This is a genomic window from Castellaniella sp. (assembly GCF_049651205.1).
GTDB lineage: Bacteria > Pseudomonadota > Gammaproteobacteria > Burkholderiales > Burkholderiaceae_B > Castellaniella.
Genome location: NZ_JBASBR010000007.1, coordinates 68,466 through 92,236, shown reverse-complemented (window position 1 = coordinate 92,236; position 23,771 = coordinate 68,466). Strand labels below are relative to the sequence as shown.

Sequence of the window (23,771 nt, the reverse complement as noted above, 5' to 3'; positions counted from 1 at the left end):
GATCCCGCCCTTAGTGGGGTTGAGTTGGTACTGCTCATGGAAAGTCCCTGTTTCATGTAATTATTGATGCAGGTTAAGGAAATTCCAGCATATATCCGAGAGCCTTTCAGCAAGGCTGCTGCCGGCCCCTTGCTTTGGCAATAATTTACGCTTAGCGAAAGCCCTGTATGCAACGTTCGTATCAAGACAAAAACTATTAGAAACGATTGGTTTTCGATACGTGAGTAAGGATATCCACCTGCGCTGTGGCGCTGCTCCCTAGACTGAGTCTGCCGCTCAACCTACTTGGGAGAACTACATGGCGCAGCGCCTCATTGACGTGGTCTTGTCTGCCCTTGCTGGTCTGGTCAGTGTGCTGCTGTCTTGGCCATACTGGCGCAGTTTCAGTTATTGGGCCGAATCCCCTGGCATGTGGCGAGTCTACATGGTGCTGGGGTTTGTCTTGGCGGTTTATGTCTTTTACGTGTTTTTAGGCTGTCTGCGTACGCTTTTCCTGCATGATGCCCTGACGCGTCAGGCAGATTCCTCCAAGGAGGGCCAATCATGAGCTGCGCCAACGGAACCGATTGCCGCGAAGGGGCCAAACGCCATGTGGCGCTTGCAGTACTTGCCCTGATGCTGATTGCATTTTTACTGCTGTCTGTCTGGTCGTTTGTGCCCTCTCACAAACAGGCAATTCCCAACAACACTTATTATGGCGACGCCGATGCGGTGATGGGTAAACGGGTGTTCCAGGCATACAACTGCATGGGGTGCCACACCATCGTTGGCAACGGTGCTTATTTCGGGCCGGATCTAACCAACATCTACGAAGACGCGGGCCCTGCCTGGCTCAGTGCATTTTTGCCCTCTGCCGGGGGCTGGCCCACTGAGGCTGCAGTCAAGGTACAGCTTCAAAATGCCATGGTGCAAAAGGATGCGGGTACGGCAGAAATCACCGACTACCTGAAACGCTATCCGGGTGCCGTCGAGCGCATCCACCAGCGTGGCGGGCAGCACACACTGATGCCAAACCTGCCGCTTAGCGCCACCGAAATCACCCAGCTGATTGCCTTCTTCAAATACACCTCTGCCTTAAACACCGAGGGCTGGCCGCCCAAGCCCAATCCTGATCGCCGCTTACCTGTAGTGGCATTGGCCGCTCAGGCCCAGGCTGCCGCAGGCCCTGTCTCTGGCGCATCTGCCCAGGCACCTGCCGTGGATGCTGCACAGGATCCGGTGCTTGTTGGCAAGCAGCTGGTAAATAGCCTGGGTTGTGTGTCGTGTCACGCCACCGACCAAAAACGTCTGGTTGGGCCTGGGTGGGGCGGGCTGTCAGGTCGCCAGGTCACGCTGGCGGATGGCACAAGCGTGGTGGCCGATGATGCCTATCTGGTTCGGTCGATCCGCACCCCGGATGCGCAGGTCGTCGAAGGTTATCCACCTCACGTAATGCCACCTTATGACACGCTTGTCAGTGAATCCGACATGCAAGCCATTGTGGCTTATCTGCGCAGCCTTTAATGGGGAAACCGTCATGATCAAAATCGAATACCGTACTCAACGGCTCAGTTTGCGGTTTTTCCTGCTGATGCTGGTGCTGTTTCTGTTTCAGATGTTGTTTGGCTTGATTATTGCCACCCAGCACGTCGATCCAACCTTGCTGGCAGGGATTGCCAATTTCAATATCTTGCGGGCCGAGCACACCAATCTAGGGATTCTATGGATTCTCTCGGGTTTTATCGGCACCATTTTGTTTATTGGGCCCCTGCTCTCCAAACGGGAGCTCGCGGCCCCGTGGCTGATTCAGATCTTGTTTTATGCACTGATTATCGTCACTGTCTGGAACGTCGCCACGCAAAGCTTGGCGGCAGACGGCGTGGCCGGTTGGTGGGCGGGTCAGCCCTGGCTGCAAGAGGGGTTGGAGTACCTCGAAGCTGGCCGTGCTGCTGATGTTGTCATCTTCATTGGTTTTGCAATCCTGGCGTGGGTGGTGTTGCGCACATTTCCCCCACGTCGCGAATGGAACGAAATCCACTGGGGGCTGGCCATCGGTGTGACGGCGCTTACCTTTGTCTGGCTGTTTGGTGTGTTTTTCATTGATCGCCTTGACCTCCAAGAGTATTTCCGCTGGTATGTCGTTCATTATTGGGTTGAAGGCGTCTGGGAAGTCATCCATATCAGCCTGGTGGGGTTCTTGCTGGTATTGATGTTCAAGGCGGATGTGAAGTCTGTGGGGTACGCTGTCTTTTGGGGTGTGGCTCTGGTGTGGCTCTCGGGCCTGATCGGCAATGCGCACCATTACTTCTGGATTGGCACCCCTGCCTTCTGGCAGTTCTGGGGCTCTTTGTTCAGTGCCCTCGAGCCCCTGCCTCTGGTATTTTGCTTCTGGCATATTTACCTGGATGCTCACCAGGACAACAAACCCCTAGCCAATGCCCCTGCGTTTTACTTTATTCTGGGCTCTGTGGTGCTCGAACAAGTGGGTGCCGGCATTCTCGGTTTCACCATGACCTTCGCGCTGACCAACGTCTGGTCGCATGGCACGTGGGTGACGCCCAGCCACGCACATCTGGCGATGTTTGGCACCTTTGGCATGCTGGGTATCGCGTCAGCCTACTATGCCGTTCCCCTGTTGCGCGGCGTCAAGTCTTTCGACCAACGCCTGGGGCGGGTGGCTTTCTGGCTGGTTCTCACCGGTATGCTGGGCATTGCCTTTGCCTTTGCCATTGGCGGTACCATCCAGGTGTTTCTGTACCGTTCCATGGGCCTGAGCTGGTTTGGCGGAGAAGTATTTCCAGCCATGCAGTTTTATAAAGTGCTCATCCCGATCTTCGGTCTGGTATTTGCAGTGGGCACAGGCCTGCTGGTCTATGACCTGCTTACCTTGGGTTTGCGGCAGCCTTCGGCAGTAGTCCCCGAGCCGCGCCTGCATGCAGCACCCAGGGCTGGTTGGGGCTCGGCGCTTAAAGGGTCCGAAGCCAGCCTTTGGTTGATGGGGATGTGGATTTTTGGAGCCATCATCACCATGGGTTTGCTCAGTTTCAACCTTGATGCGGTGTCCAAGGGAGATCCCACTATCCCGTACGTGCTGGCAGGCATCGGTTATCCAGGCCTCTTGCTGATTACGCTGCTGTTTGTATGGCGCTTCCTGGCATCTTTGCAAGCACGCCCCCAGCCTGCTGCTGCTCCGGAGGCCTCACCAGCCATGGTGCAAGTCACGTCATAAGATAAATTACCCACCAGAACAGTGGCCTCAGATGTCGCCATGGCGGCGTCTCGAGGCCATTTTTTCGATTGCCCAGGTGCTCAAAACAAACGGGGCGGTCAGGGCAGGTATCATGAGTTGCTGAAATCCCCGCATGAGCAACAGGCTTAAAAGGATGCCAACCGTCCACAGCAGCCAACGCCCTGGCTGTGCCTGGTGCAGCGCCTCGGAAACCAGCACTGCGTTGAAGCCATACAAGCCCATGAGAATGGGATCCAGCGGAAAACCAAGTCCCCATGCCAATGCCATCATCAGCGCTGAGACAAACAAAGTTCGAGCCGCCGTCCAAGGGTTTGCCCAGGCCAGCCCCAGTACGCACAGCAAGCCGGATGCCGGGTGATCCATAAACAGAACTTGTGCCACCCCTCGCAGGACGCCGGCTGCAATGCCCCAATGGTCGGCAAGCAAGGTGGCTGGCGCTGATGTCTGTGCAGGTGGCCATCCAGCCCAAGGTGCTAGAGCCAATACCAGCCAGATAGTGACGATGAAGGGAGCGGTATACGGCGAAAGCGTATGTGTCTTGCGCCAGTGATGTGACCAAATGGTGGCGATAATGCCCAGTGCCGTGGCCAGCAGGCAGGATAGTGCGGAGGGCGAGAGAGCCACTAGAACACCAATGCCGATAAGCCCGCTGTTATACCCGTACAGTCCGGCCCTTCTGGCGGGCGCGGGATAAAAGACAGCCGCGTAGGCTGTGGCCGTCAACGCACCCAGCAGGCAAGCCAGGGCGGCCATCCAAGACTGAACGAAGACCGCCAACAGAAAGCATAGGCCTGCCCCTGCGTGTGGCTGCAAAAAAATTTGCCCAATGCCCCGCAGCGTATCTTGCACGGCGGTGCGGACACGAGAAATTATCCAAGGCAAAATGGCCGTCATTTTGTGAAATCTCTGAGACTGTCCTGTCGCGGGTTTGATATTGCGACCGCAATGCTACTGCAGTCGGCGATCTGGTGGATCACAATTTGCATATGGTGCTCATACGTCCAGCCGCCGGGTACCCGGCGGGGGCATGGCTTGATACATCAGCGTACAATTAATCGAATCCGCCCTTTCACGGATTTTTCATGAAGACCACGTTCGCTTCCAGTGCCGCGGCACCCATGATTCGCCCTGAGCCCCCGGCTGCGCAGCCGGGGGTTGCGTTTCCGGTGTTGGGCGCCATCAGCTTTACCCACCTGCTCAACGACATGATGCAGTCGGTGCTGCTGGCTATTTATCCTGTGCTGCAAGGCCGTTTTGATCTCAGCTTTGTACAGGTTGGTCTCATCACCCTCGCCTTCCAGTTTTCTTCTTCTCTACTGCAACCGCTGGTGGGGCGCTTTACCGATCGCAAGCCTCTGCCCTATTCCCTACCTATCGGGATGAGTTTCACCTGCGCTGGGCTTTTGCTGCTGTCACAGGCCTGGAGCTTTCCTCTGGTCGTGCTGGCCGCCACTCTTGTGGGGGCCGGGTCTTCAGTATTTCACCCAGAGTCCTCGCGGGTAGCACGCATGGCGTCTGCCGGCCACCATGGTTTGGCCCAGTCCATCTTCCAGGTGGGTGGCAATATAGGTTCGTCTATTGGCCCCTTGTTGGCCGCCCTTTTGATTGTGCCCCGTGGGCAAGGTAGCGTGGCCTGGGTGTCCCTGGCTGCGCTGCTGGGCATCTGCATCCTGATTGGTGTCAGCCGCTGGTATGCGGCCAACCTGACGTCTGTGCGGGGGCGCAGCTCTTTGGGCAAGGTAGATAACGGTCTGGCTGATCGTCAGGTGCGTGGTGCGCTGATGATTTTGCTCTTGCTGATTTTCAGCAAGTATTTTTATCTGGCCGGTCTCAACAGCTATTTCACATTTTTCCTGATAGATCGTTTTGGGCTGGATATCCAGCAAGCCCAGTATTCTCTATTTGTGTTTCTGGCCGGGGTGGCTACGGGTACGCTGGTGGGTGGCCCGGTCGGAGACCGCATTGGCCGCAAGCGTGTCATCTGGGGTTCAATTCTTGGCACGGCGCCGTTTTCTTTGGCCTTGCCATACGTCAACCTGCAATGGACCCTGATCCTGGTGTTTTGCGCAGGTGTCATGATTGCTTCCGCATTTCCGGCCATTATTGTTTATGCGCAAGAGTTGATGCCGGGCAAAACCGGCACTGTATCCGGGCTGTTTTATGGCCTGGCCTTTGGCATGGCTGGTATTGGTGCAGCGGTGCTGGGCAAGCTGGCTGATCTCACCAGCATTGCATTTGTGTATCACTTGTGTGCCTATCTGCCCCTGCTGGGCCTGGCCGCGTTTTTCCTGCCAGATATGAGGCGCCAATCTGCATGAGGTCTGACCACACCCAAAAGCTCCTGGGCCGTGTGCTGGTGGCGGCCGCACTGCTTTTGCTTGCGTTTAATCTGAGGCCTCTTTTTTCCAGTACAGCAGTGCTGTTGCCGGATATCATCCGCGGCCTGCACTTAAGTGCTGCAACGGCCGGGTATCTCACCACCTTGCCGGTGTTGTGCATGGGTGTTTTCGCACCGCTTGCTCCACGCATCGCCCAGCGCATTGGGGTCGAGCGCACGTTGCTGCTGGTGTTGGCACTGATAACACTGGGGGTTGGCCTGCGTGGTTTTGTCAGCACCAGTGTTCTGTTTCTGGGCACCGGCCTGGCAGGCGCCGGTATTGCGGTTGGCAATGTGCTGTTGCCTAGCCTGATCAAGCGTGATTTTGCCGACAAAGCTGCTCTGATGACAGGTCTGTATACCACTTCGCTGGTTGGCGGCGCGTCGCTGGCAGCAGCCAGCACTTTGCCATTGGCGCAATGGTTCGGAGAGCACTGGTCCTGGGGGCTGGCCTTTTGGGCAGTGCCTGCATTGTTGGCTACCCTGGTGTGGTCACCCGTCGCCATTCGGGCAGGCGGGCGCTCATCCAATGGGCGCCATATTTTGCCGATCAAAGGCTTGTACCGAGATCCCCTGGCATGGGCCGTGACGCTGTTCATGGGTTTGCAGTCCGCCCTGGCGTATTGCGTACTGGGCTGGATGGCGCCTATTTTGCGCGCAGGCGGACTCAGCGGCACGGAGGCCGGCTTGGTTACCTCGGTGTCTTTACTTCTGCAGGTAGTGTCTTGTCTGGTCACACCGTGGTTGGCCATGCGGTTTCACAGCCAGCGTGGTTTGGCCGTATGGCTTACCTCTCTGGCAACGCTTGGCCTCATGGGCATGGTGCTGGGCCCACGCTGGGCAATCTGGCCGCTAGCTGTATTGCAGGGGCTGGGGCAAGGTGGCTTGTTTGCACTGGCTTTGATGTTTATTGTCTTGCGCTCGCGCGATGCCAATGTGGCCGCCCATTTGTCCAGTATGTCGCAAGCCACTGGCTACATACTGGCAGCCAGCGGGCCGCTGTTGGTGGGTGCCTTATTTGCCTGGACAGGGTCTTTTCAGGTAACCAGCGCCCTGTTTGCGTTTCTTGGGCTTACGTCCGGCCTGGCCGGCTGGTATGCAGGCCGCCCGGCGTATGTGAAGGCAGTGGCTGTGGCATCATCGGCCGATGATGCCTAGCTTGGCACACTGGCGCCCAACAAAAAGGCCTGCAAAATCAAATTGCAGGCCTTTTTGTTGGGGACCCAAAAGCACACACTGTAAATATGCTTACAGGGTGGCTTTTGAGAACACCAGTGTTGCGTTGGTACCGCCAAAGCCAAAGCTGTTGGACAGCGCTGTTTGGATATTTGCGTGGGTGACAGTTTCGCGCAGGATGTTCATCCCTTCGGCAGCTGCATCAAGAGTATCGATGTTGGCTGATGCAGCCACAAAGCCATGTTTCATCATGAGCAGTGTGTAGACGGCTTCGTTGACGCCCGCAGCGCCCAGCGCATGGCCCGACAAGGACTTGGTGGAGGCAATCAAGGGCTGCTTGTTGCCAAATACAGCCCGAATGGCCTCGAGCTCTTTGACATCGCCGACTGGTGTACTGGTGCCATGTGTGTTGATGTAGTCGATCGGGCCCTGAACACCTTCGAGGGCCTGGCGCATGCAGCGCTCGGCGCCTTCGCCGGACGGTGCCACCATGTCGTAGCCGTCGGAGGTTGCGCCATATCCGATGATTTCGGCCAGGATGTTGGCACCCCGTGCCTTGGCGTGTTCGTATTCTTCGACCACCAGAATCCCGCCGCCTCCGGAGATGACGAAGCCGTCACGATCTGCATCATAGGTGCGGGAGGCGCGATCAGGGGTGTCGTTGTAGCGTGTGGACAGCGCCCCCATGGCATCGAACATGAAGGAAAGCGACCAATGTTCTTCTTCGGCACCGCCCGCAAACACGATGTCTTGCTTGCCCAGCTGGATTTGCTCGACCGCATTGCCGATGCAATGCGCGCTGGTGGAGCATGCAGAACTGATTGAGTAGTTGACACCCTTGATCTGGGCGCCCGTGGCCAGGCAGGCTGAGACTCCGCTGGCCATTGCCTTGGTAACCATATAGGGACCAACACGGCGAACGCCTTTGTCGCGGAGCGTCTGGATGCCCTCGAGAATAGCGGAGTGAGAGGCTCCGCCAGCGCCGACGATAAGGCCTGTGCGCGGATTGGATACCTGGTCGGCAGACAAACCAGCGTCCTGAATGGCCTCTTGCATGGCCAGCCAGGCGTAGGCATGGCCATCAGCCATGAATCGGCTGAGCTTGCGGTCGATCTGACTCAGTGCATCCAGATGCACGGACCCCGCCACATGGGAGCGCAGGCCTTGTTCGGCGTACTCTGGTTGGTAGGTAATACCGGAACGACCGGTGCGTAGGCTGTCGAGAACCTCGGACTGGTTGTTGCCCAGGCTGGATACGATGCCCATGCCGGTGACGACCACACGACGCATAATCGGGCCTCCTAGAAGTTGTCTGTACGGGTGAACAGACCCACCCGCAAATCATGAGCCACATAGATTTCGTGGCCATCGACTTCCATCCGAGCATCTGCGATGCCCATGACGAGCTTGCGCATCATGACGCGTTTCATATCGATGTGATAGCGTACCTGGTGGGCTGTAGGCAATACCTGACCGGTGAATTTGACTTCACCCACGCCCAGTGCTCGACCACGCCCCTGGCCACCACAGCAGCCGAGGAAAAACCCTACCAGTTGCCACATGGCATCCAGACCCAGGCACCCGGGCATGACGGGGTCTCCCTGGAAATGGCAGCCGAAAAACCAGAGGTCAGGACGGATATCGAGCTCGGCGATGATTTCGCCTTTGCCATGTGAGCCGCCATGATCGTCGATGTGGGCGATTCGGTCGCACATCAACATGGGTGGCAAGGGCAACTGCGCATTGCCCGGGCCAAAAAGTTCTCCGCGCCCGCAAGCCAGCAGTTCTTCGTAGCTGTAGCTGTTTTTTTCCATGATGCCCCGTTTGAAAACCGGTGTGCCCGACGCCCTGAAAAATATCAGAACGCAAGCCTTCTAAGTAGGTAAGCCTAACAGTATAACCCGAGCATTCCGTGCTGTTATCCGGGTCATGGGTGACGGGCAGGAACTATTGACGAGCCTAGGGTGCGGTGTACCAAACGATGATCGTATCGCGCACGAACACGGGTGGATGATCGTTTCCCCACCCCAATACCTTGTGTACCAGCCGCCAGGGCCCCGTGGCCGCTTGCCCATCGAACCGGCCTGTGTTGATGTGTGAGCCTTGCAGCGGCACACACGGCCCGCCAGTAAGCCCATGGCAAAGCTGGGTGGAGATCTGCGCCGTGCTGTCAAACCGGCGTGCAGCATACACATGCGTGACCACTGCATTGACAGGCATATTGAGTTGCACGGCTGCGTCTGGCTTGAAGACCACCGATACCGGCCGCCCAACCGTGTGCAAGGCCTCGCTGGTGCGATCCTGCGTCCAGGCAGGGTTGCCAGCCATGGCATGGCCCGAGCCCAGCAAGCAGGCAGCCAAAGTGACTGCCGCACGATGCACCCAATGCGGATGGATTCTGTACAGAGATTTCATGGGGCGAGTATATTGCGGCTCATGTGTATCGCCTATCTTTCTTTGGGGCACCCCGAATGGCCGGTGCTGGTTGCAGCCAATAGAGACGAGTTCCATGCACGTCCCACCCGTGCCGCTGGGCCCTGGCCCGGGCATCCGGAGCTGCTTGCAGGCCAGGACCTGCAAGCAGGGGGTACTTGGTTGGGGTGTGCCGCGGGTGGTCGTTATGCCTTGCTGACCAATTACCGTGAGCCTGGCACTCCCGCGCCAGACAACGCCATTTCCCGTGGCGTGCTGGTGCGCGATTTTTTACTGGGCAAGCAGACGCCCGAGGCCTATGGCCAAGAGATTTTGACGCACCAGCAGCGGTGGGCAGGTTTTAATCTGATCATCGGCGACCTGGCCAGCAGCTGGTATCTCAGCAACAGGGATGCTGTTGCGGGCCCTCACCGGATTGCGCCTGGTACCCATGTCTTGTCCAACCACCTGCTGGATACTGCCTGGCCCAAGGTGCGACGCTTGCAGGGCACGCTGGATGTCTGGCCCGCAGAGCAATGGGCCACAGCGCCTGAAGAGGTTTTTGTTCGTCTGCATGACGTCACCCAGGCGTCGCCCACGCAATTGCCTGTCACCGGCCTGAGCCAGGAAATGGAGCAACTGTTGAGCAGTCCGTTTATCGTCAGCCCCAAATATGGCACGCGCTGCTCCAGCGTGATTGCCATCCATGCAAGTGGCGCTACGGTGCTGTGCGAGCAAAGCTATGATCCGGCCGGCCAAGCAACAGATCGGCACGACTGGCGTTTGCCTCGTTAAAATAGCTTTTTATTACTTCATAGGACACTCTCATGAGCTCTGGCCTTGCAAGCCAAATTACGGAATCCGTCAAATCTGCCATGCGCGCGCACGATTCCGTACGATTGGGGACGTTGCGCCTGCTGCAGGCGGCGATCAAGCAAAAAATGGTAGATGAACGCATTGAGCCCGATGATGCCATGATCATTGCCATCATCGAAAAACAAGCCAAGCAGCGGCGAGAATCCATTGCGGCCTTCGACTCCGCCGGCCGTACCGATAGCGCCAACCAAGAGCGCGCCGAACTCGATATCCTGAAAGAATTTTTGCCTCAGGAAGCCAGCGAAGAAGAAATCTCTGCCGCCATCGAAGCCGCTGTGGCTGTGGTTGCCGGAAAAGGGCTGCAAGGAGGCGCCGCCATGGGTGCCATCATGGGCCAGCTTAAAACCGCACTGGCGGGCCGTGCCGATATGTCGGCCGTGTCGGCCAAAGTAAAATCGCGCCTCGCTGCTTAGACCGTTAAAAGCCTCAAGCCAGCGAGAGTGCTTCGGTGCACGGGCGCAAGGTAAGGCCCTCCCGGGCCCGCTCAACCAGATCCGGGTTACATACAAATGCCCGGCCAAAGGCCACTGCATCACCCTCACGGGCTTGCATGGCCTGCTGGGCAGAAAGCAGGTCGTACCCTTCATTGAGAATCAAGGCGCCACTGAACGCATGACGAATCGTTGGAGTCAATGCGTCGCTGCCGGGGCGTTCGCGTACGCAGACAAATGCAGCCCGGCGGTTGCCCAACGCTTGACCCACATGGCGATACAGGGCAACCGGGTTGGAGTCCTGCATATCGTGGCGATCTCCACGGGGAGATAAATGAACGCCTACCCTCCCCGCACCCCAGACGCCGATGCAGGTGTCCACGATCTGAAGCAGGAAACGGCTGCGGTTAACCAAAGAACCGCCATATTCGTCCTGTCTGCAGTTGGAACCGTCATGCAGGAACTGGTCGATCAGGTAGCCGTCTCCTGCATGAATCTCAACACCGTCAAACTCGGCCTGACGGGCATATCGGGCAGCCTGGTCAAAATCGGCCACGATACGCTGGATTTCGCTGATGTGCAGGCTGCGGGGTACGACGTAGTTTGGGCAGCGCTCTGTATGCTGTGCCTTTGGATCCTGATCACGGCACGGGATGGCGCTAGGCGCCACAGGCATTTCTCCGGACAAATACTCGGGATCCGATACCCTGCCCGCATGCCATAGCCGTAAAAATATTCGCCCGCCGCGCTCGTGCACGGCCTGGGTAACCCGGCGCCACCCTTGTACCTGGGCAGAATTCCAGATTCCGGGCATGTCGGGATAGCCGATGCCCAGTGGTGAGACCGAGGCGGCTTCGGTGACGATTAAACCTGCGCTGGCGCGTTGCGCGTAATAGGTGCGCAGTATGTCATTGGGTATCCGCCCCTGTGCGGGCCGAATGCTGGCAGACGGCGCCATGACGATGCGATTGCGAAGCAACACATCGCCCAACTGCAGTGGATCAAGCAAACTTGTCATATCATGCGATTAGTACGACGAGACCAGAGTCGCGACACAGTTTGCTGCAACGCACCATCCGGACATCAAAAGTTTTTAAAAATCTATCAGGGTTTTTACCAGATTTTTGTAATAATGGCCATCCCCGTGGGATGTCACCATAACTCAAGCACCGCTCATCAACAGGAGACCCATGGGACAATTTGCCGTCATCGGATTAGGGCTGTTTGGTGCAGCTACATCCCTCGAACTCATGCGTCTGGGGCATTCTGTTTTGGGAATCGACCAGGACAGTAAGGTGGTCGACCTTCAGGCTGACAAACTTACACGCGCGGCCATTGCCGATGTCACTGATCGTAATGCCCTGGCCGAGCTGGGCCTTGAACAATATGACGTCGTGCTGGTCGCCATCGGGGCTGATCTCCAGGCTAGTCTGGTGTGTACCGTGCACCTGAAATCCCTGGGGGTACACGAAGTCTGGGTCAAGGCTACCTCTCGTGCGCATCATCTGATCCTGACCAAGCTGGGCGTCAGCCGGGTGATTCATCCCGAAGAAGAAATGGGTATCCGGATCGCTCAGGTGCTCAGCTATCCCATGGTCAACGACTACATTGCCCTGGGCAACGGTGATTTTGTGGTTGAGCTCGAAGCGAGTGAGCATCTGGATGGCCGGACCTTGGGAGATGCCCTGACCACAGACCCTCCCGACCAGATCCGTGCCTTGCTGGTCAAGCGCAAGGGCGAAACAACGCTCGAGCCACCGGAACAGTTCATGCTTCGTACCAAAGATACGCTGATCCTCTTTGGGCCATTGCAGCAGCTTAAGCTGGCTGCGCCCAAATTGCGCTGAGGCTGTTTTCTTATATGGCACGCTTTACTATCCATCCGTTCCGGGCGTATCGGCGTGCCCGGCATACCGGACAGTTGCAAGCCAGCCCGCCGGCAGTGCTGACCGGCAGTTTTTTGTTGTTGATCCTGCTGGGTACTGCCCTGCTCCTCTTGCCAGCGGCACAGGCTCGGCCCATCAGTTTCTTTCAGGCTTTGTTTACCGCAGCGTCTTCGGTCACGGTCACTGGTCTGACGGTGATCGACCTCACAACAGACCTCACGATACTGGGGCAAGGCATTGTGCTGGTTCTCGTGCAAATTGGCGGAATCGGGTTTGTCACCTTTGCCATTGTGGCCTCCTTGACGCTAGGCAAGCGGCTAAGCTTGCGCTATCAAGCGCTGGCACTTGAGGCATTCAACCAGACCAGCGTGGCACGTATCGGCCATACCGCTGCGACGGTTATCAAATTTACACTGGCGATTGAGGCGGCGGCCATTCTGGTTCTTACCCTCTGGTGGTGGCGCAATGATTCACTTTCCCATGCGTTTCCGATGGCAGTGTTTCATGCCGTGTCAGCATTCAATAATGCCGGTATTACGCTGTTTTCCGACAGCCTCGAGCGTTTTGTGGGTGATCCTGTCACCACATTCGTAATAACCGGCTGCATTATTCTGGGTGGTATTGGCTTTAGTGTATTGGCTGATATTTATCAGAAGCGTGCGTGGCAATCACTCGCGTATTACACCCGCATCATGCTGATTGCCACGCTGGTGCTCAACCTCAGTGCATGGGCCCTGTTTTGGCTGATCGAATCTCAAAATGCAGCCACACTGGGCGGTATGCCACTGGCGAGCCAGGGGCTGGCTGCCTGGACACAAGTGGTTGGGGCGCGTACAGCAGGTTTTGCCAGTATGGACGTCAGTCAGTTGCGTGACAGTACACGCTTTTTATTGGTGATCCTGATGTTTATCGGCGGTGGATCCTTGTCTACTGCCAGCGGCATCAAACTGGGCACTTTTATTATTCTCATTGCAGTGGTGCGTGCATATGTGCTGCAACGCAAAGAAATCGTACTGATGCATCGGCGGATTGCTCCGGAAGCCGTGCACAAGGCGCTGGCCCTGCTCATGGTATCGGGCACCCTGGTGTGTGCCGGGGTCTTTTTGCTCAGTCTGCTCGAACATCAGCCTTTTATGACGATTTTGATGGAGGTAATGGCTGCCTTTAGCACCACGGGCCTGAGTCCTGATCTTACCCATACCCTCAGTCTGCCTGGCCAAGTCCTTCTTATGGTGCTGATGTTTATTGGGCGAGTGGGACCCTTGACGCTGGTGTACAGCCTGGGTACTCAGCGAAACAGCCGTGTCCGCTATCCGGAAGGCACCATCCAGATTGGTTGATCTCACACCCGCGGCTAAGCGAGGCTGGCGTTGATGTACTACTATTGCGGTTTCCGGAACCCGTCAAATAAGGATGCTGTCCATGGTGACCTCCATTGCACGAAAGGCGCTGTTGTGCGCCGCGCTGGGCCTTGCGGGCCTGGCCACTGCTGCCTCGGCAGCCACCCTGAAAATCGGTACCGAAGGTGGGTATCCGCCCTGGAGCATGGTGGATGCTCAGGGCAAGGTTACGGGCTTTGATGCTGATGTCGGGCACGCACTGTGCAAGAAGCTGGACATGAAATGCCGGTTTGTGGTGCAAGCTTTCGACAGCCTGATCCCCGCTCTTGAAGCCGAGCGCTTTGATCTGGTGATTTCGGGTATGTCCGTCACGGCCGAGCGTTCTAAGGTGATTTCCTTTAGCATTCCCTACGCCACCGAAGACTCTGCATTTGTCCTGCCCGCAGGCAGCCCCCTGTTAAAGGCGGCAGACCAGAAAACATTGTTGCAAGGTTTGGCCGGCAAGACGGTGGGCGTGCAAAGTGGCACTACTCAGGGGGCATTTTTGCAAAAATATGCACCCGACCTGAAACTGAAAACGTATGAAACGCAAGACCAGATGCAGATGGATCTTTCTGCTGATCGGTTGGATGCGACGTTCTCAGAGGTTACGCCTCAAAGCCAGTTCCTCAGCACCAGTGGCAAAGGCAAATTTGCGCTGGCCGATTACGTTGTCAAAAGCAGTGCCGATCCTGATATTCTGGGCCTGGGTATTGGCGCCGGCATCAACAAGAAAAACACCGGACTCAAAACCAAGGTTGACAAAGCCTTGTGTGAGCTGATCCAGGACGGTACCCTCAAGACGTCCAGCGAGAAATGGTTTGGCGTCGATCTGTCCAACTACGCCGCCTGCAAGTAAACTTCTGTCTTGTTATTTCCGCCTTGGGCTTGTCACGCACCGATTGTGTGACAGCCCAAGGCCGGTTTCTTTTTTGGCACCCTTCTTCAAGGTGCCTAAAGTTCCATCCAAGGCCGCCGGGCCTGCTATTTCATGAACGCTTCCCTGACCGAGATCCTGAGCGCTGGCTGGGGCACCATGCTGTTGCGCGGTGCCGGTATGACAGTGTTCATCAGTGTATGCGGGATCATGCTGGGAATGGCCATCGGCATCTCCGGTGCGGCACTGAAATCTGGAGGCCACTGGCTGGCGCGCAGCCTGATCAGCCTGTATACCTTGCTGGTACGTAGTGTCCCCGAGCTTCTGATCATTTATCTGCTTTTTTTTGGTACGGTACAGCCCGCTGCCGATCTGGCTGATTGGCTCGAGTGGGACGACCTGATGAGCAAGGTTTTCCCCATGCTCGTGGGGATTCTTGCCATTGGCCTGATCTCGGGCTCATATAGCGTTGAAGTGTTTCGCGGAGCGTTCAAAGCCATCGACAGTGGTCAGATCGAAGCAGCCCGTGCCATTGGCATGAGCCGCCCCCAGGTATTGCGGCGCATTACCTTGCCTCAGTTATTTTGGTATGCGCTGCCGGGGGCCAATAATGTGTGGCAAAACGCCCTTAAGGACACGGCCTTGATCTCTCTGGTGGGCTTGGTCGAACTCATGCGGGCGGCCGTGCTGGGTTCTGCTGCCACTCGGGCGCCGCTTACCTTATATTTGCTGGCAGGAATCCTCTACTTCCTGATCGGTGTATGCAGTCAGGCCATTTTTGTCTGGGCTGAGCGCCGTTTTGGGCGCGGCATGCAAGGAGCCCGCAGATGATTGAACTTATGCAAAAAGCATTTCCTGTTCTCATCGACGGGTTTTGGATCACCTTGCGGATTGGTTTGTTCTCCATTGTGTTTGCTTCTTTGCTGGGCTTGGGCAGCGCCCTGATGCGCAGTGCAAACAATCGCCTGGTTGCGGGCATCGCTTTTCTGTACAGCACCATATTTCGCGGCACGCCACTATTAATCCAATTGTTTCTGCTGTACTACGGTATTGGCACGCTTGGCTTCGTGCACGATCAATCCTGGTTATGGTGGCTTTTCAGCGATGGTGCACGTTGTGCCATCCTGGCGATCAGCCTCAATAGTGGTGCCTATATGGGCGAAGCTATCCGCGGAGGCTTGCAATCTGTAGCCAGCGGCCAGATTGATGCTGCGTTATCGTGTGGCATGACCCGTCTTCAGGTGTTTCGTCGCATCCGGTTTCCCTTGGCAATCCGCCAGGCGTTTCCCGCCTACAGCAACGAACTGGTCCTGGCCATCAAAGGCACCAGCCTGGCTTCTACGATTGCCGTGATGGAACTCACGGGAATGGCGCGGCGTCTGATGAGCCAAAGCTACCTGATCGTCGAAACCTTTATTATCGCGGGCCTGCTGTACTTGATGATCAACGTCACCCTGCTGGGATGCGCGTGGTTGTTCGAGCGCAGCCTCAAACTTCAGGTGAGGTCTTCATGATGCGATATTGCTTTCGATCCAGCGTAACCGTTTGTGTGGCGATGGCGGGATGCCTGGTGGCGCCCCTTGCCGCAGTTGCCAGTGGCACTGCCGTGGTGCAGACACGGCAGGATACGGCCACGTTGTCGTGGCAAACTGACGGTCCTGTGCGCCTGGGGCGTCAAGGCCAGAAGGACTACGTTGTCGTGCGTGACGGCAAACCGTACACAGTTACATACAAGATGGGCGGCCCCGTGGTGATGGAAATAGGTGGGCTGGTGCAAGGCCTCAGCGCACTGACGCAGTCACAAGGTCAATACACACTGCCCGATCACGTCAATTCGGTGCGTGATCTGCATAAAACCGAGACCATCGCAAGTATTCAGGGGCACGTATATCAGCTGAACTACACTGACACACAGGGCAAGGCGCATGTCACCGATGCTGTCTTAACGGAGCAGGCGGCCGTTGTTGACATGACCACGACCTACCTGCACACCTTGCGGGCCCTGATGAGCTCGGACAGCGCCCAGCGGCTGGCCAGCGCCCTACCCGCGCAGCGTCGTGGCATTTTGCGCATTGGGCAGGATTTCACCTTGCAATCAATTTCCACGCAAACGCCGCCGGCCAGCCAATTTGCGCTGCCGGCAAAGCCTACCAATTTGCAAAACCTACTTGAGGGGCTGCAAGGTCTGACAGGACTACCAAAGCACTGAGATGCCTGATACACACGCAGCGCCCATTCACCGGGTTCCGGCCTTCATTACCGTTGCCCTGGCATTGATCATGACATCGGTGGATTCAACAATTGTCGCCACTGTTTTGCATGAGCTGCAACAGGGCCTGAACACCTCTATCAACTGGGCCGGCTGGACACTCACTGCGTTTGCGTTTGGTTTTGTGCTGATGCTGCCCGTTGCCGGCAAGCTCAGCGAGCGTCTGGGCCGCCGGCGTGTGTTTCTTATCTCAATCAGCGTATTTACGGCGGCTTCGCTGCTTTGTGGGCTCGTCAACAATATCGCAGCCCTGATTGTGTTGCGCGTCCTGCAGGCGGCCGGCGGAGCGGGCATCACCCCCTCCGCCACAGGCATTGTTGTTGATTACTTTGGTAATAGCCGCGATCGCGCGGTGAGCCTGTTTGGCAGCATTTTTCCCATTGGGGCCATGATCGGGCCCGTTTTTGGTGGGCTGTTTGTCACCTACTGGAATTGGCGCGGTGTATTTTTTGTCAATGTGCCCATTGGTCTGCTGATACTGTGGATGACCCTGCGCTATATTCCGCCAGACGCACCCCGAAGCCAGCGCCCTGATGCTCGTATGGACTACCCGGGCATTACCTATGTTGGCGTGTGTTTGCTGGCCGGCATGTTGGCGGCCAGTTTTCTGGGAGAACATAATGTGCCGTTTGGTTCACCACGCATTTTGATCCCGGCAGTACTGGCTTTGTTGGCTGGCTGGCTGTTTTTCCGGCATATCCGTCGCAGTGATCATCCTTTTATTGCTCCTCCACTGATTTACGGGCCTGGCTTTGGGGTTGTGAATCTGATCAACGTGCTCTACGGCGGCATCACGATCGGTGCGGTAGCGCTGATTCCCCTATATGCCACCAACCGGTATGGCTTAAGTGCCCTGCAAGCTGGCTCTTTGCTGGTCTCTCAAGGCATGGCGGCTATTGCGTTCTCACTGGCATGCACGATGGCCATCCGCCGTACCGGATATCGTGTTCCTTTGTATATTGGCGCCAGCCTGATCAGCCTGGGGATGCTGCTGGTGGCTTTGCCGCCCTGGTTTGGCCTATCACCTTTTGCCTGGCTGATGGCCGCCACATTTTTGCTGGGGATGGGTACCGGCACAGTGAACCCCGCCAGTAGAAACGCTGGCTTGCAGTTGGCGCCAAAATCCGCAGCCATGCTGGCAGCCATCAGAACGCTGTCCATTCAGGTAGGCACCATCACTTTTATTTCGATTGTCACCATGGTGCTGTCGGTATCCTCCGACCCTGGCATCAGCCAGGCCTGGCTCTATGGCTTCTGGGCAGTGCTGGTGGCGGCATCAATGCGGCTTATTGTGTCGGTGCCTGAGCACCATGGTGCCTGGTAAGCGCTGCTTTTTACAGCCTACCTTGAAATGAAACATTGGCGTCGTGCTTTACCCCTGCTCAAGTAGGCATACTCGTGCCTATGCTGCGTTGGGCTGGCATCATATCGACTTTCTCCTCTTTTGTGGTTTGCACCATGAGACACCCTCTTTCAGTTGCCCGCCTGGCGCTGTTCGCCGCCGCGTTGACGTGCGCCCTGGCGCCTGCGCAGGCAGCCGGTATTTCAGATAACGTTATCCGCATCGGCTTCATTACCGACATGTCGGGTGTTTATGCCGATGGAGACGGGCCCGGAGGCGCACATGCCATCCGTATGGCTATCGCGGATGCCGGTGGCCAGATAAATGGCCACCCTGTCGAGCTTTTGGTAGCCGATAGTCGCAACAAGGCGGATGTGTCCTCTGCCCTGGCCCGCGATTGGTTTGATAACCAGAAACTGGATTTGCTGATTGGCGGAACAAGCTCTGCCGCCAGCCTGGCGATGTCTGCGGTGGCTGCCGAAAAGAAAAGGCCTTTCATTACCTCCGGGGCAGGTTCTTCGGCTTTCACCAACGACCAATGCAACCCCTATACCATTCAGTACACGTATTCCACGCGTGGCCTGGCCCGCGGGACGGGCGCTGCGGTGGTTCGTGAGGGTGGATCCTCCTGGTTTTTCCTCACCACCGATTACACCTTTGGCCATGAGCTCGAGCACGATACGGCTGCCGTGGTCAAAGCCTCGGGTGGAACCGTGTTGGGGTCGGTCCGTACACCACTGGGCACCCCAGATTTTTCCTCATTTCTGTTGCAAGCCCAAAACTCCGGAGCCAAAGTCCTGGCCCTGGCAAATGCCACGGCAGATTTTGTCAATTCCTTAAAAACAGCCGTCGAGTTTGGCCTGACCCGTACCATGATTCCAGTGGGGCTGACGGCTACTTTGCTGGATATCCATGCGCTGGGCCTGGAGGTTACCCAGGGCATGTATTTCACGGTGCCGTGGTACTGGAACAAAAATCCGGACTCTGAAGCGTGGTCGAAGCGCTACCTGAAGGATATCGGGCGCATGCCCACCTATGGCCAGGCCGGTGATTACTCCGCAGCCACAAGCTATCTCAAGGCGGTGAGCCAAACAGGCACCGATGACGCCGACACCATCATGGCGTGGCTCAAATCGCATCCCGTAAACGACTTTTTTGTTGATCATGGGGTCATCCGCGCCGATGGCCGGATGATGAACGACATGACACTGCTGCGGGTGAAAACCCCGGCTGAAAGCACAGGTCCCTGGGATCTTCATAAAGTAGCGGCAGTCATCCCCGCTGAAACTGCTTATGGCACGCTGGACGAGTCCACCTGCCCGATGCTAAAAACAGCCGCCAAAGCGCAATAAAGGCTCGGTCGACGCGCCATCATGGCCTGCCCGGTGATATCGTAAGCTGTCTGCTTCGTGCTTCTCGATATCAAGGTCACTACCATGCTTGCCTACTTTGCCCAGATTCGACACAACGCCCTCCAGATCCAGCCACAGCAAGTATCCACGCCTGCGCCCGGCCCACAGCAATTATTGGTGCGGGTACGTGCAGCAGGCTTGAACCGCGGTGAAATCCTGGCACTGCGTCAATCTGCATCTCGGCAACCCAAGCCTTTGGGTGCCGAGGCTGCGGGCGAGATCCTGCAACTGGGCTCGGATTGCGCTGGATTCAATCTAGGCGACCGGGTGATGGGGCGCTGCCATGGGGCCTTTGCCGATGCTGTCCTGATGGATGTTCAGGATGCCATGAAGGTACCCGACACCTTGTCCTGGGTGCAGGCAGGCGCCCTGCCGATCAGCACGCAGGTGGTACACGATATGTTGATTGGCCAAGGGCACCTTGCTGCGGATGAGTGGCTGCTGATTACCGGTGTGGCATCTGGTGTAGGCGTAGCGGCATTGCAGCTGGCCAAATCACTGGGCGCCCGTGTAATCGGTACGTCAGGATCCTCAGACAAATTGGCGGCTCTTCAACCCCTGGGGCTTGATCTCGGGATCGCAACGCGCCGCACTGATTTTGATGACACCGTGCTGGCCGCCACCGACGGCCAGGGCGTCAACTTGGTGGTCAATATTGTAGGGGCCTCGATGCTGCCCACCTGCATACGTGCACTGGCGTTTCAGGGCCGTCTGGCGATGGTGGGTTATATGGATGACGAGCACGAGGCCATGCTGGACATCCGCGCGGTACATAGCCAGCGGCTGCACCTGTTTGGGGTGTCCAGCAAGCGTCTCAGCCCATCTCAACGGCACCGTATTGTCCAGGGGGTCGTCGGCGATATCCTGCCCCGGATGGCCGATCCGGCCATGCAGCCACTCATTGACCGTGTCTACCCCATGTCCCAATTGGCCGAAGCCCTGGAGCGTATGGAAGCCAACGCCCAGGTAGGAAAAATCGTGATGCGTGGCCTGGATTAGAAAGAGTCCTGCACCAACGGCGTCATGGCTGCTGCGCAGTGACGTCCTTTTGCATGCGCTGAACATCTGCGGGCCAGGTGCTCTTGATGTAGGTCAGTACCGCGACGATCTGGTTGTCGTTTAGCACACCGCCAAAGGCTGGCATATTGCTTTGATAACCGGGCGGTGCCGTACGCCCGGGCACCAGGCCGTGTTTGACGAGATCAAACAGCACAGCGTCGGGATGGTGCCAGGTGTGTCCCGTCTGATCGTGTGGTGGCGCTGGCAATCGCCCGTTGGCCATGCGCTCGTGCCAGTTTGGCTGGCCTTGCAACATTGCGCCATGGCAAGCTGCACAGCTGCTAGTGTAGATCGCTTGACCCTGGACGATCAGATCCTGGTCTGTGGCATTGATCAGCGTTTTGTGTGACGCCCCGCCGGCAAGAAATACGTAGGCGCCAATACCCCCGCCGGCAACAACAATTGCGGCCGTAGCCCATACTTTGGAAAAACGTGTCATTGGCACGAATCATCACCTGCCGTGTTAAGAGTTGGGGCACAAGCTTAATGCTTACCATAGTGGGAAGGTCAAGGCACTGCCCCAGTCATTCAACCTGCTTAAAACGTCAGTTCGCACGCTCCACCAACGCACGCCTGGCTGGCCAACTGATCCGCATCCGTGTAGCGAGGCTCGCCCAACCTTTGGGCAAAATCGATAGGAGCCAGGGTATTGAGTATGCTGTGCCATTTGTGCAAGTTATGGCAATCTTTCAGGCAAAACGAAGTTTGCAGAATATCGCCACCAAAGTAGTTGTGCGCAAATTTCTCAAAACGGCGAACCCAATCGCGTTTCAGCAAATCGCTGGCATTATCGGACAGCGTCAGGCCCTGCCCAAGGGCAGTGTCGCAGGCCAGCCAGATATTATCGTTAAAGGCGTGCAGTCCATCGACGATCAGCCCCGAGGCGAACATGGCCCCCTGGCCGTAACGGGCCGTGATCTGTTCAGCTGTATGGATTTGCGTAAACGGGGCTTGTGGGTAGGCCCGATCGCCATGCTGCGCCAGTAGCGACACACCCGCAAACCACTGGCGATTATCAAACAAATATTGTTCAAGCTGGTCCCAGTCGTCTACGGTGACGGTATTGGACACGTTATGCCGCAAGCCCGGTTCTCGGCAGAGTGCTGGATCGGTGCCCTGGGCAACCCAGCTGCGCTGTACTTTTTTTACGTATTCCAGCTGCTGTATGCCCAGTAGTTGATCTTTGAATAAAGAGCCCACCTTGGGGATCATGGGAAACGCCACGACGATATCCTGTTGATTCCAGACGGATGCCTCGCACATTGTGGGGTTTTCTTGCTGCAGCAGCCGGGCCACTTCGTCCATGCTGTTCATCTGCACATGCCGCAGGTAGCGTGGTGCGTGTTCGCCATGGATACCCGAGGCCGTGCCCAACAGCACCGAAGCGTTGCCGCTGGGCTTGACGCAGGTGGTGCGGGCCGCAGGCCGTATCCCCAACAGGCCCGCAACCTGCCGGTTGGTGGCGCGTACCAGGTCGGCGCCTTCGCGCAGCAGATCTTCATCGAACAACACCTTGGGGTTGTTCATCCAGCCCGTGATGGAAACCCCGATCAGGGCCTCGCGTTCGGTGATCTGGCACGAGGCATCGTCCAGGTAATGGAAATCGGTATACCCAGCTTGCAGGGTACCCAAGACGGATGCAGCCTGGCACGCCTGCAGGAAGATTTCGCGGGTGGTGCAAGCGGCGCCGTTGATTTCAGACAGGTTGCAGAACTGAAAGCCGGATCGGCCATCCTCTGCTACCGGATACAAGCCGATTTCCACGCAGGGGTTAAAGCCAAAATCCAGGTTATCGGTAAATACAAAGCCTGGTTCGCCGTAATCGCGCACCGAGCGCATGATGCGTGCCCACTCGGCTCGAGTGAGTTGGTCGCGCTGGATAATGACCGAATTATTGCTACGCCCGCGCTGTGGATTATCCACATACCAGTTGCCCGTTTTGGCCGCCAGCATGGCTTCGTCGTTTTTATCAAACAGGCAGATGGTGGCGGAACGCCGCACCCCGCCAGACAACACCGCATCGGCCATGTGCATGACAAAGTCGTACACCACAATGGGAGACAGCACCTGTTGCCCTTGAGCCAGTACGCCTTCAATCAGGGCTTCGCAGCGCTCCAGCGCCCGGCGAAGGCCGTCTGGCCCTGGTGCCTTGAAGCCGCCGCTGATCATCGAGCCTGCTGGGCGGATACGGCTGTAATCAAAGTGCACTGGCGCCCCCTGATAATCAGGAAACGCCCCACTCCGGACAAAATACGAAGACAGCAGGACACCAAAGGCATCGGCCCAGCCCTCGATGCAATCCGGAATCTGAAAAATACGGGCTTGGCCGGCCGCACGTGCAGCGATGGGTGGCAATTTTTGGACGTGGCGCGGTTGCACCGAAAAGCCAACACCGCAGCCGCACAGCAGCAAGTACATGGCTTCCTGGAAAAACGCAGGTCGATCTGCGTATGAAAAGCTACAGTTGTACATCTTGGCTTCGTGCTTGCGAATCTGCTCACCGCCAAATTGCAGGGCACGCTGCGCGCCTAGTACAAGTTGGTTTTCGTAGGCGCTCTGGGCCTGTGCCATCAGCGCAGAGAGTTCTGGTGTCAGGCGATGTGCGTACTTCTCTTTGTGCATGCGCATCACCCGCTCAATGGCCCGGGGCCAGGTTTCGTAGGCGTTATGGGCTTCATCCCAGCGGGCATAACCCATGAAGAATTTACTTTGGGCCAGCATCTGCTGGCCGATGTCGGGCGATATGGGTTTGGTTTGCATGGATGGTAGCTCTTTTAAGTGGGCGCGAGAAGACCGCGGAGGCAGGCCAAAATGGCAGCTGTGACTGCAACATGGAGCTTGGTTTGCTTCTGCTTTTTAATACTATATATTGTGTGTTAATTATTTTTTAATACAACATATAGTATGTTTGCCAAACAGCTATATCCTTAACATAGGTCAAGAACACTGTATAAAAAAGTACGTTTGGCGGTGTGGATATGTCTTTTGTGCCGGAAGCCAACCCTCAACTGTCAGCCCTGCCCACTGAGCCAGTATCTGATGTTCC

General features: G+C 56.9%; 23 protein-coding genes. 16 read left to right on the top strand and 7 right to left on the bottom strand.

All coding sequences use genetic code 11. The annotated features are described in order from the left end of the window. Nucleotides 1-298 precede the first annotated feature (298 nt). From WA928_RS04025 to WA928_RS04015, 3 genes are read left to right on the top strand one after another with little or no spacing between them, the layout of a single operon-like run. Nucleotides 299-547 carry a hypothetical protein gene (locus tag WA928_RS04025; protein WP_424299911.1) on the top strand — a complete coding sequence of 83 codons (249 nt, stop codon included), beginning with the start codon at nucleotides 299-301 and terminating at the stop codon, nucleotides 545-547. Next, nucleotides 544-1,503 carry a c-type cytochrome gene (locus WA928_RS04020; RefSeq protein WP_424299908.1) on the top strand — a complete coding sequence of 320 codons (960 nt, stop codon included), beginning with the start codon at nucleotides 544-546 and terminating at the stop codon, nucleotides 1,501-1,503. The genes WA928_RS04025 and WA928_RS04020 overlap by 4 nt, the downstream gene beginning before the upstream one ends. 13 nt (nucleotides 1,504-1,516) lie before the next feature. Further along, complete coding sequence (locus WA928_RS04015; protein WP_424299905.1) at nucleotides 1,517-3,208, top strand: cbb3-type cytochrome c oxidase subunit I; 1,692 nt, start codon at nucleotides 1,517-1,519, stop codon at nucleotides 3,206-3,208. A 27-nt stretch (nucleotides 3,209-3,235) separates the two neighbouring features. Here the strand turns inward: WA928_RS04015 and WA928_RS04010 are convergent, their stop codons facing one another. Further along, nucleotides 3,236-4,123, bottom strand: a complete 888-nt coding sequence (locus WA928_RS04010) for an urea transporter (protein ID WP_424299902.1) — start codon at nucleotides 4,121-4,123, stop codon at nucleotides 3,236-3,238. A 188-nt stretch (nucleotides 4,124-4,311) separates the two neighbouring features. Here WA928_RS04010 and WA928_RS04005 point away from each other — a divergent pair, with 188 nt between their 5' ends. Both WA928_RS04005 and WA928_RS04000 read left to right on the top strand, forming a co-directional pair. Then, nucleotides 4,312-5,547, top strand: coding sequence for an MFS transporter (locus tag WA928_RS04005; protein ID WP_424299899.1), 1,236 nt, complete (start codon nucleotides 4,312-4,314; stop codon nucleotides 5,545-5,547). Continuing rightward, on the top strand, nucleotides 5,544-6,764 hold the full coding sequence (locus WA928_RS04000) for a CynX/NimT family MFS transporter (RefSeq protein ID WP_424299896.1): 1,221 nt from the start codon (nucleotides 5,544-5,546) through the stop codon (nucleotides 6,762-6,764). The genes WA928_RS04005 and WA928_RS04000 overlap by 4 nt, the downstream gene beginning before the upstream one ends. A gap of 90 nt (nucleotides 6,765-6,854) precedes the next feature. Here the strand turns inward: WA928_RS04000 and fabB are convergent, their stop codons facing one another. From fabB to WA928_RS03985, 3 genes are all read right to left on the bottom strand, one after another. Beyond that, entirely contained in the window at nucleotides 6,855-8,072 is a 1,218-nt protein-coding gene (gene fabB, locus WA928_RS03995; RefSeq protein ID WP_424299893.1) for a beta-ketoacyl-ACP synthase I, read from the bottom strand. 11 nt (nucleotides 8,073-8,083) lie between these two features. Continuing rightward, nucleotides 8,084-8,596 carry a 3-hydroxyacyl-[acyl-carrier-protein] dehydratase FabA gene (gene fabA, locus WA928_RS03990; RefSeq protein WP_417250857.1) on the bottom strand — a complete coding sequence of 171 codons (513 nt, stop codon included), beginning with the start codon at nucleotides 8,594-8,596 and terminating at the stop codon, nucleotides 8,084-8,086. 145 nt (nucleotides 8,597-8,741) lie between these two features. Next, nucleotides 8,742-9,197 (bottom strand): hypothetical protein, encoded by a 456-nt coding sequence (locus WA928_RS03985; RefSeq protein WP_424299890.1) that lies wholly within the window; start codon nucleotides 9,195-9,197, stop codon nucleotides 8,742-8,744. Nucleotides 9,198-9,218: 21 nt separating this feature from the next. On the opposite strand from WA928_RS03985, the gene WA928_RS03980 reads away from it, so the two are divergent. After that, on the top strand, nucleotides 9,219-9,989 hold the full coding sequence (locus WA928_RS03980; RefSeq protein WP_424299887.1) for an NRDE family protein: 771 nt from the start codon (nucleotides 9,219-9,221) through the stop codon (nucleotides 9,987-9,989). Between the two features lie 32 nt (nucleotides 9,990-10,021). Beyond that, nucleotides 10,022-10,483, top strand: coding sequence for a GatB/YqeY domain-containing protein (locus WA928_RS03975; protein ID WP_424299881.1), 462 nt, complete (start codon nucleotides 10,022-10,024; stop codon nucleotides 10,481-10,483). A 13-nt stretch (nucleotides 10,484-10,496) separates the two neighbouring features. On the opposite strand, the gene WA928_RS03970 is transcribed toward WA928_RS03975, so the two are convergent. Further along, nucleotides 10,497-11,519 (bottom strand): alkene reductase, encoded by a 1,023-nt coding sequence (locus tag WA928_RS03970; protein ID WP_424299878.1) that lies wholly within the window; start codon nucleotides 11,517-11,519, stop codon nucleotides 10,497-10,499. Between the two features lie 172 nt (nucleotides 11,520-11,691). Here WA928_RS03970 and WA928_RS03965 point away from each other — a divergent pair, with 172 nt between their 5' ends. The 9 genes from WA928_RS03965 to WA928_RS03925 all read left to right on the top strand — a co-directional run bounded on the left by WA928_RS03965 (nucleotide 11,692) and on the right by WA928_RS03925 (nucleotide 20,665). Then, on the top strand, nucleotides 11,692-12,348 hold the full coding sequence (locus WA928_RS03965; RefSeq protein ID WP_424299875.1) for a potassium channel family protein: 657 nt from the start codon (nucleotides 11,692-11,694) through the stop codon (nucleotides 12,346-12,348). A 14-nt stretch (nucleotides 12,349-12,362) separates the two neighbouring features. Next, nucleotides 12,363-13,727, top strand: a complete 1,365-nt coding sequence (locus tag WA928_RS03960; protein WP_424299872.1) for a TrkH family potassium uptake protein — start codon at nucleotides 12,363-12,365, stop codon at nucleotides 13,725-13,727. Between the two features lie 82 nt (nucleotides 13,728-13,809). Then, nucleotides 13,810-14,625 (top strand): transporter substrate-binding domain-containing protein, encoded by an 816-nt coding sequence (locus tag WA928_RS03955; protein WP_424299869.1) that lies wholly within the window; start codon nucleotides 13,810-13,812, stop codon nucleotides 14,623-14,625. 132 nt (nucleotides 14,626-14,757) lie between these two features. Beyond that, entirely contained in the window at nucleotides 14,758-15,474 is a 717-nt protein-coding gene (locus WA928_RS03950; protein ID WP_424299866.1) for an ABC transporter permease, read from the top strand. Between the two features lie 53 nt (nucleotides 15,475-15,527). After that, nucleotides 15,528-16,157 (top strand): ABC transporter permease, encoded by a 630-nt coding sequence (locus WA928_RS03945; protein WP_424301100.1) that lies wholly within the window; start codon nucleotides 15,528-15,530, stop codon nucleotides 16,155-16,157. Next, nucleotides 16,154-16,852, top strand: a complete 699-nt coding sequence (locus WA928_RS03940; RefSeq protein WP_424299863.1) for a hypothetical protein — start codon at nucleotides 16,154-16,156, stop codon at nucleotides 16,850-16,852. The genes WA928_RS03945 and WA928_RS03940 overlap by 4 nt, the downstream gene beginning before the upstream one ends. A 1-nt stretch (nucleotide 16,853) precedes the next feature. Then, the gene (locus WA928_RS03935) at nucleotides 16,854-18,236 is read left to right on the top strand and encodes an MFS transporter (protein WP_424299860.1); all 1,383 of its coding nucleotides are present in this window, start codon (nucleotides 16,854-16,856) and stop codon (nucleotides 18,234-18,236) included. Nucleotides 18,237-18,370: 134 nt separating this feature from the next. Then, nucleotides 18,371-19,606 carry an ABC transporter substrate-binding protein gene (locus WA928_RS03930; RefSeq protein WP_424299857.1) on the top strand — a complete coding sequence of 412 codons (1,236 nt, stop codon included), beginning with the start codon at nucleotides 18,371-18,373 and terminating at the stop codon, nucleotides 19,604-19,606. A gap of 84 nt (nucleotides 19,607-19,690) precedes the next feature. Next, the gene (locus WA928_RS03925) at nucleotides 19,691-20,665 is read left to right on the top strand and encodes a zinc-binding dehydrogenase (protein ID WP_424299854.1); all 975 of its coding nucleotides are present in this window, start codon (nucleotides 19,691-19,693) and stop codon (nucleotides 20,663-20,665) included. Nucleotides 20,666-20,687: 22 nt separating this feature from the next. Here WA928_RS03925 and WA928_RS03920 read toward each other — a convergent pair whose 3' ends face one another. After that, complete coding sequence (locus WA928_RS03920; RefSeq protein ID WP_424299851.1) at nucleotides 20,688-21,164, bottom strand: c-type cytochrome; 477 nt, start codon at nucleotides 21,162-21,164, stop codon at nucleotides 20,688-20,690. A gap of 98 nt (nucleotides 21,165-21,262) precedes the next feature. Continuing rightward, entirely contained in the window at nucleotides 21,263-23,485 is a 2,223-nt protein-coding gene (locus WA928_RS03915; RefSeq protein ID WP_424299848.1) for a hypothetical protein, read from the bottom strand. Nucleotides 23,486-23,771 lie beyond the last annotated feature (286 nt).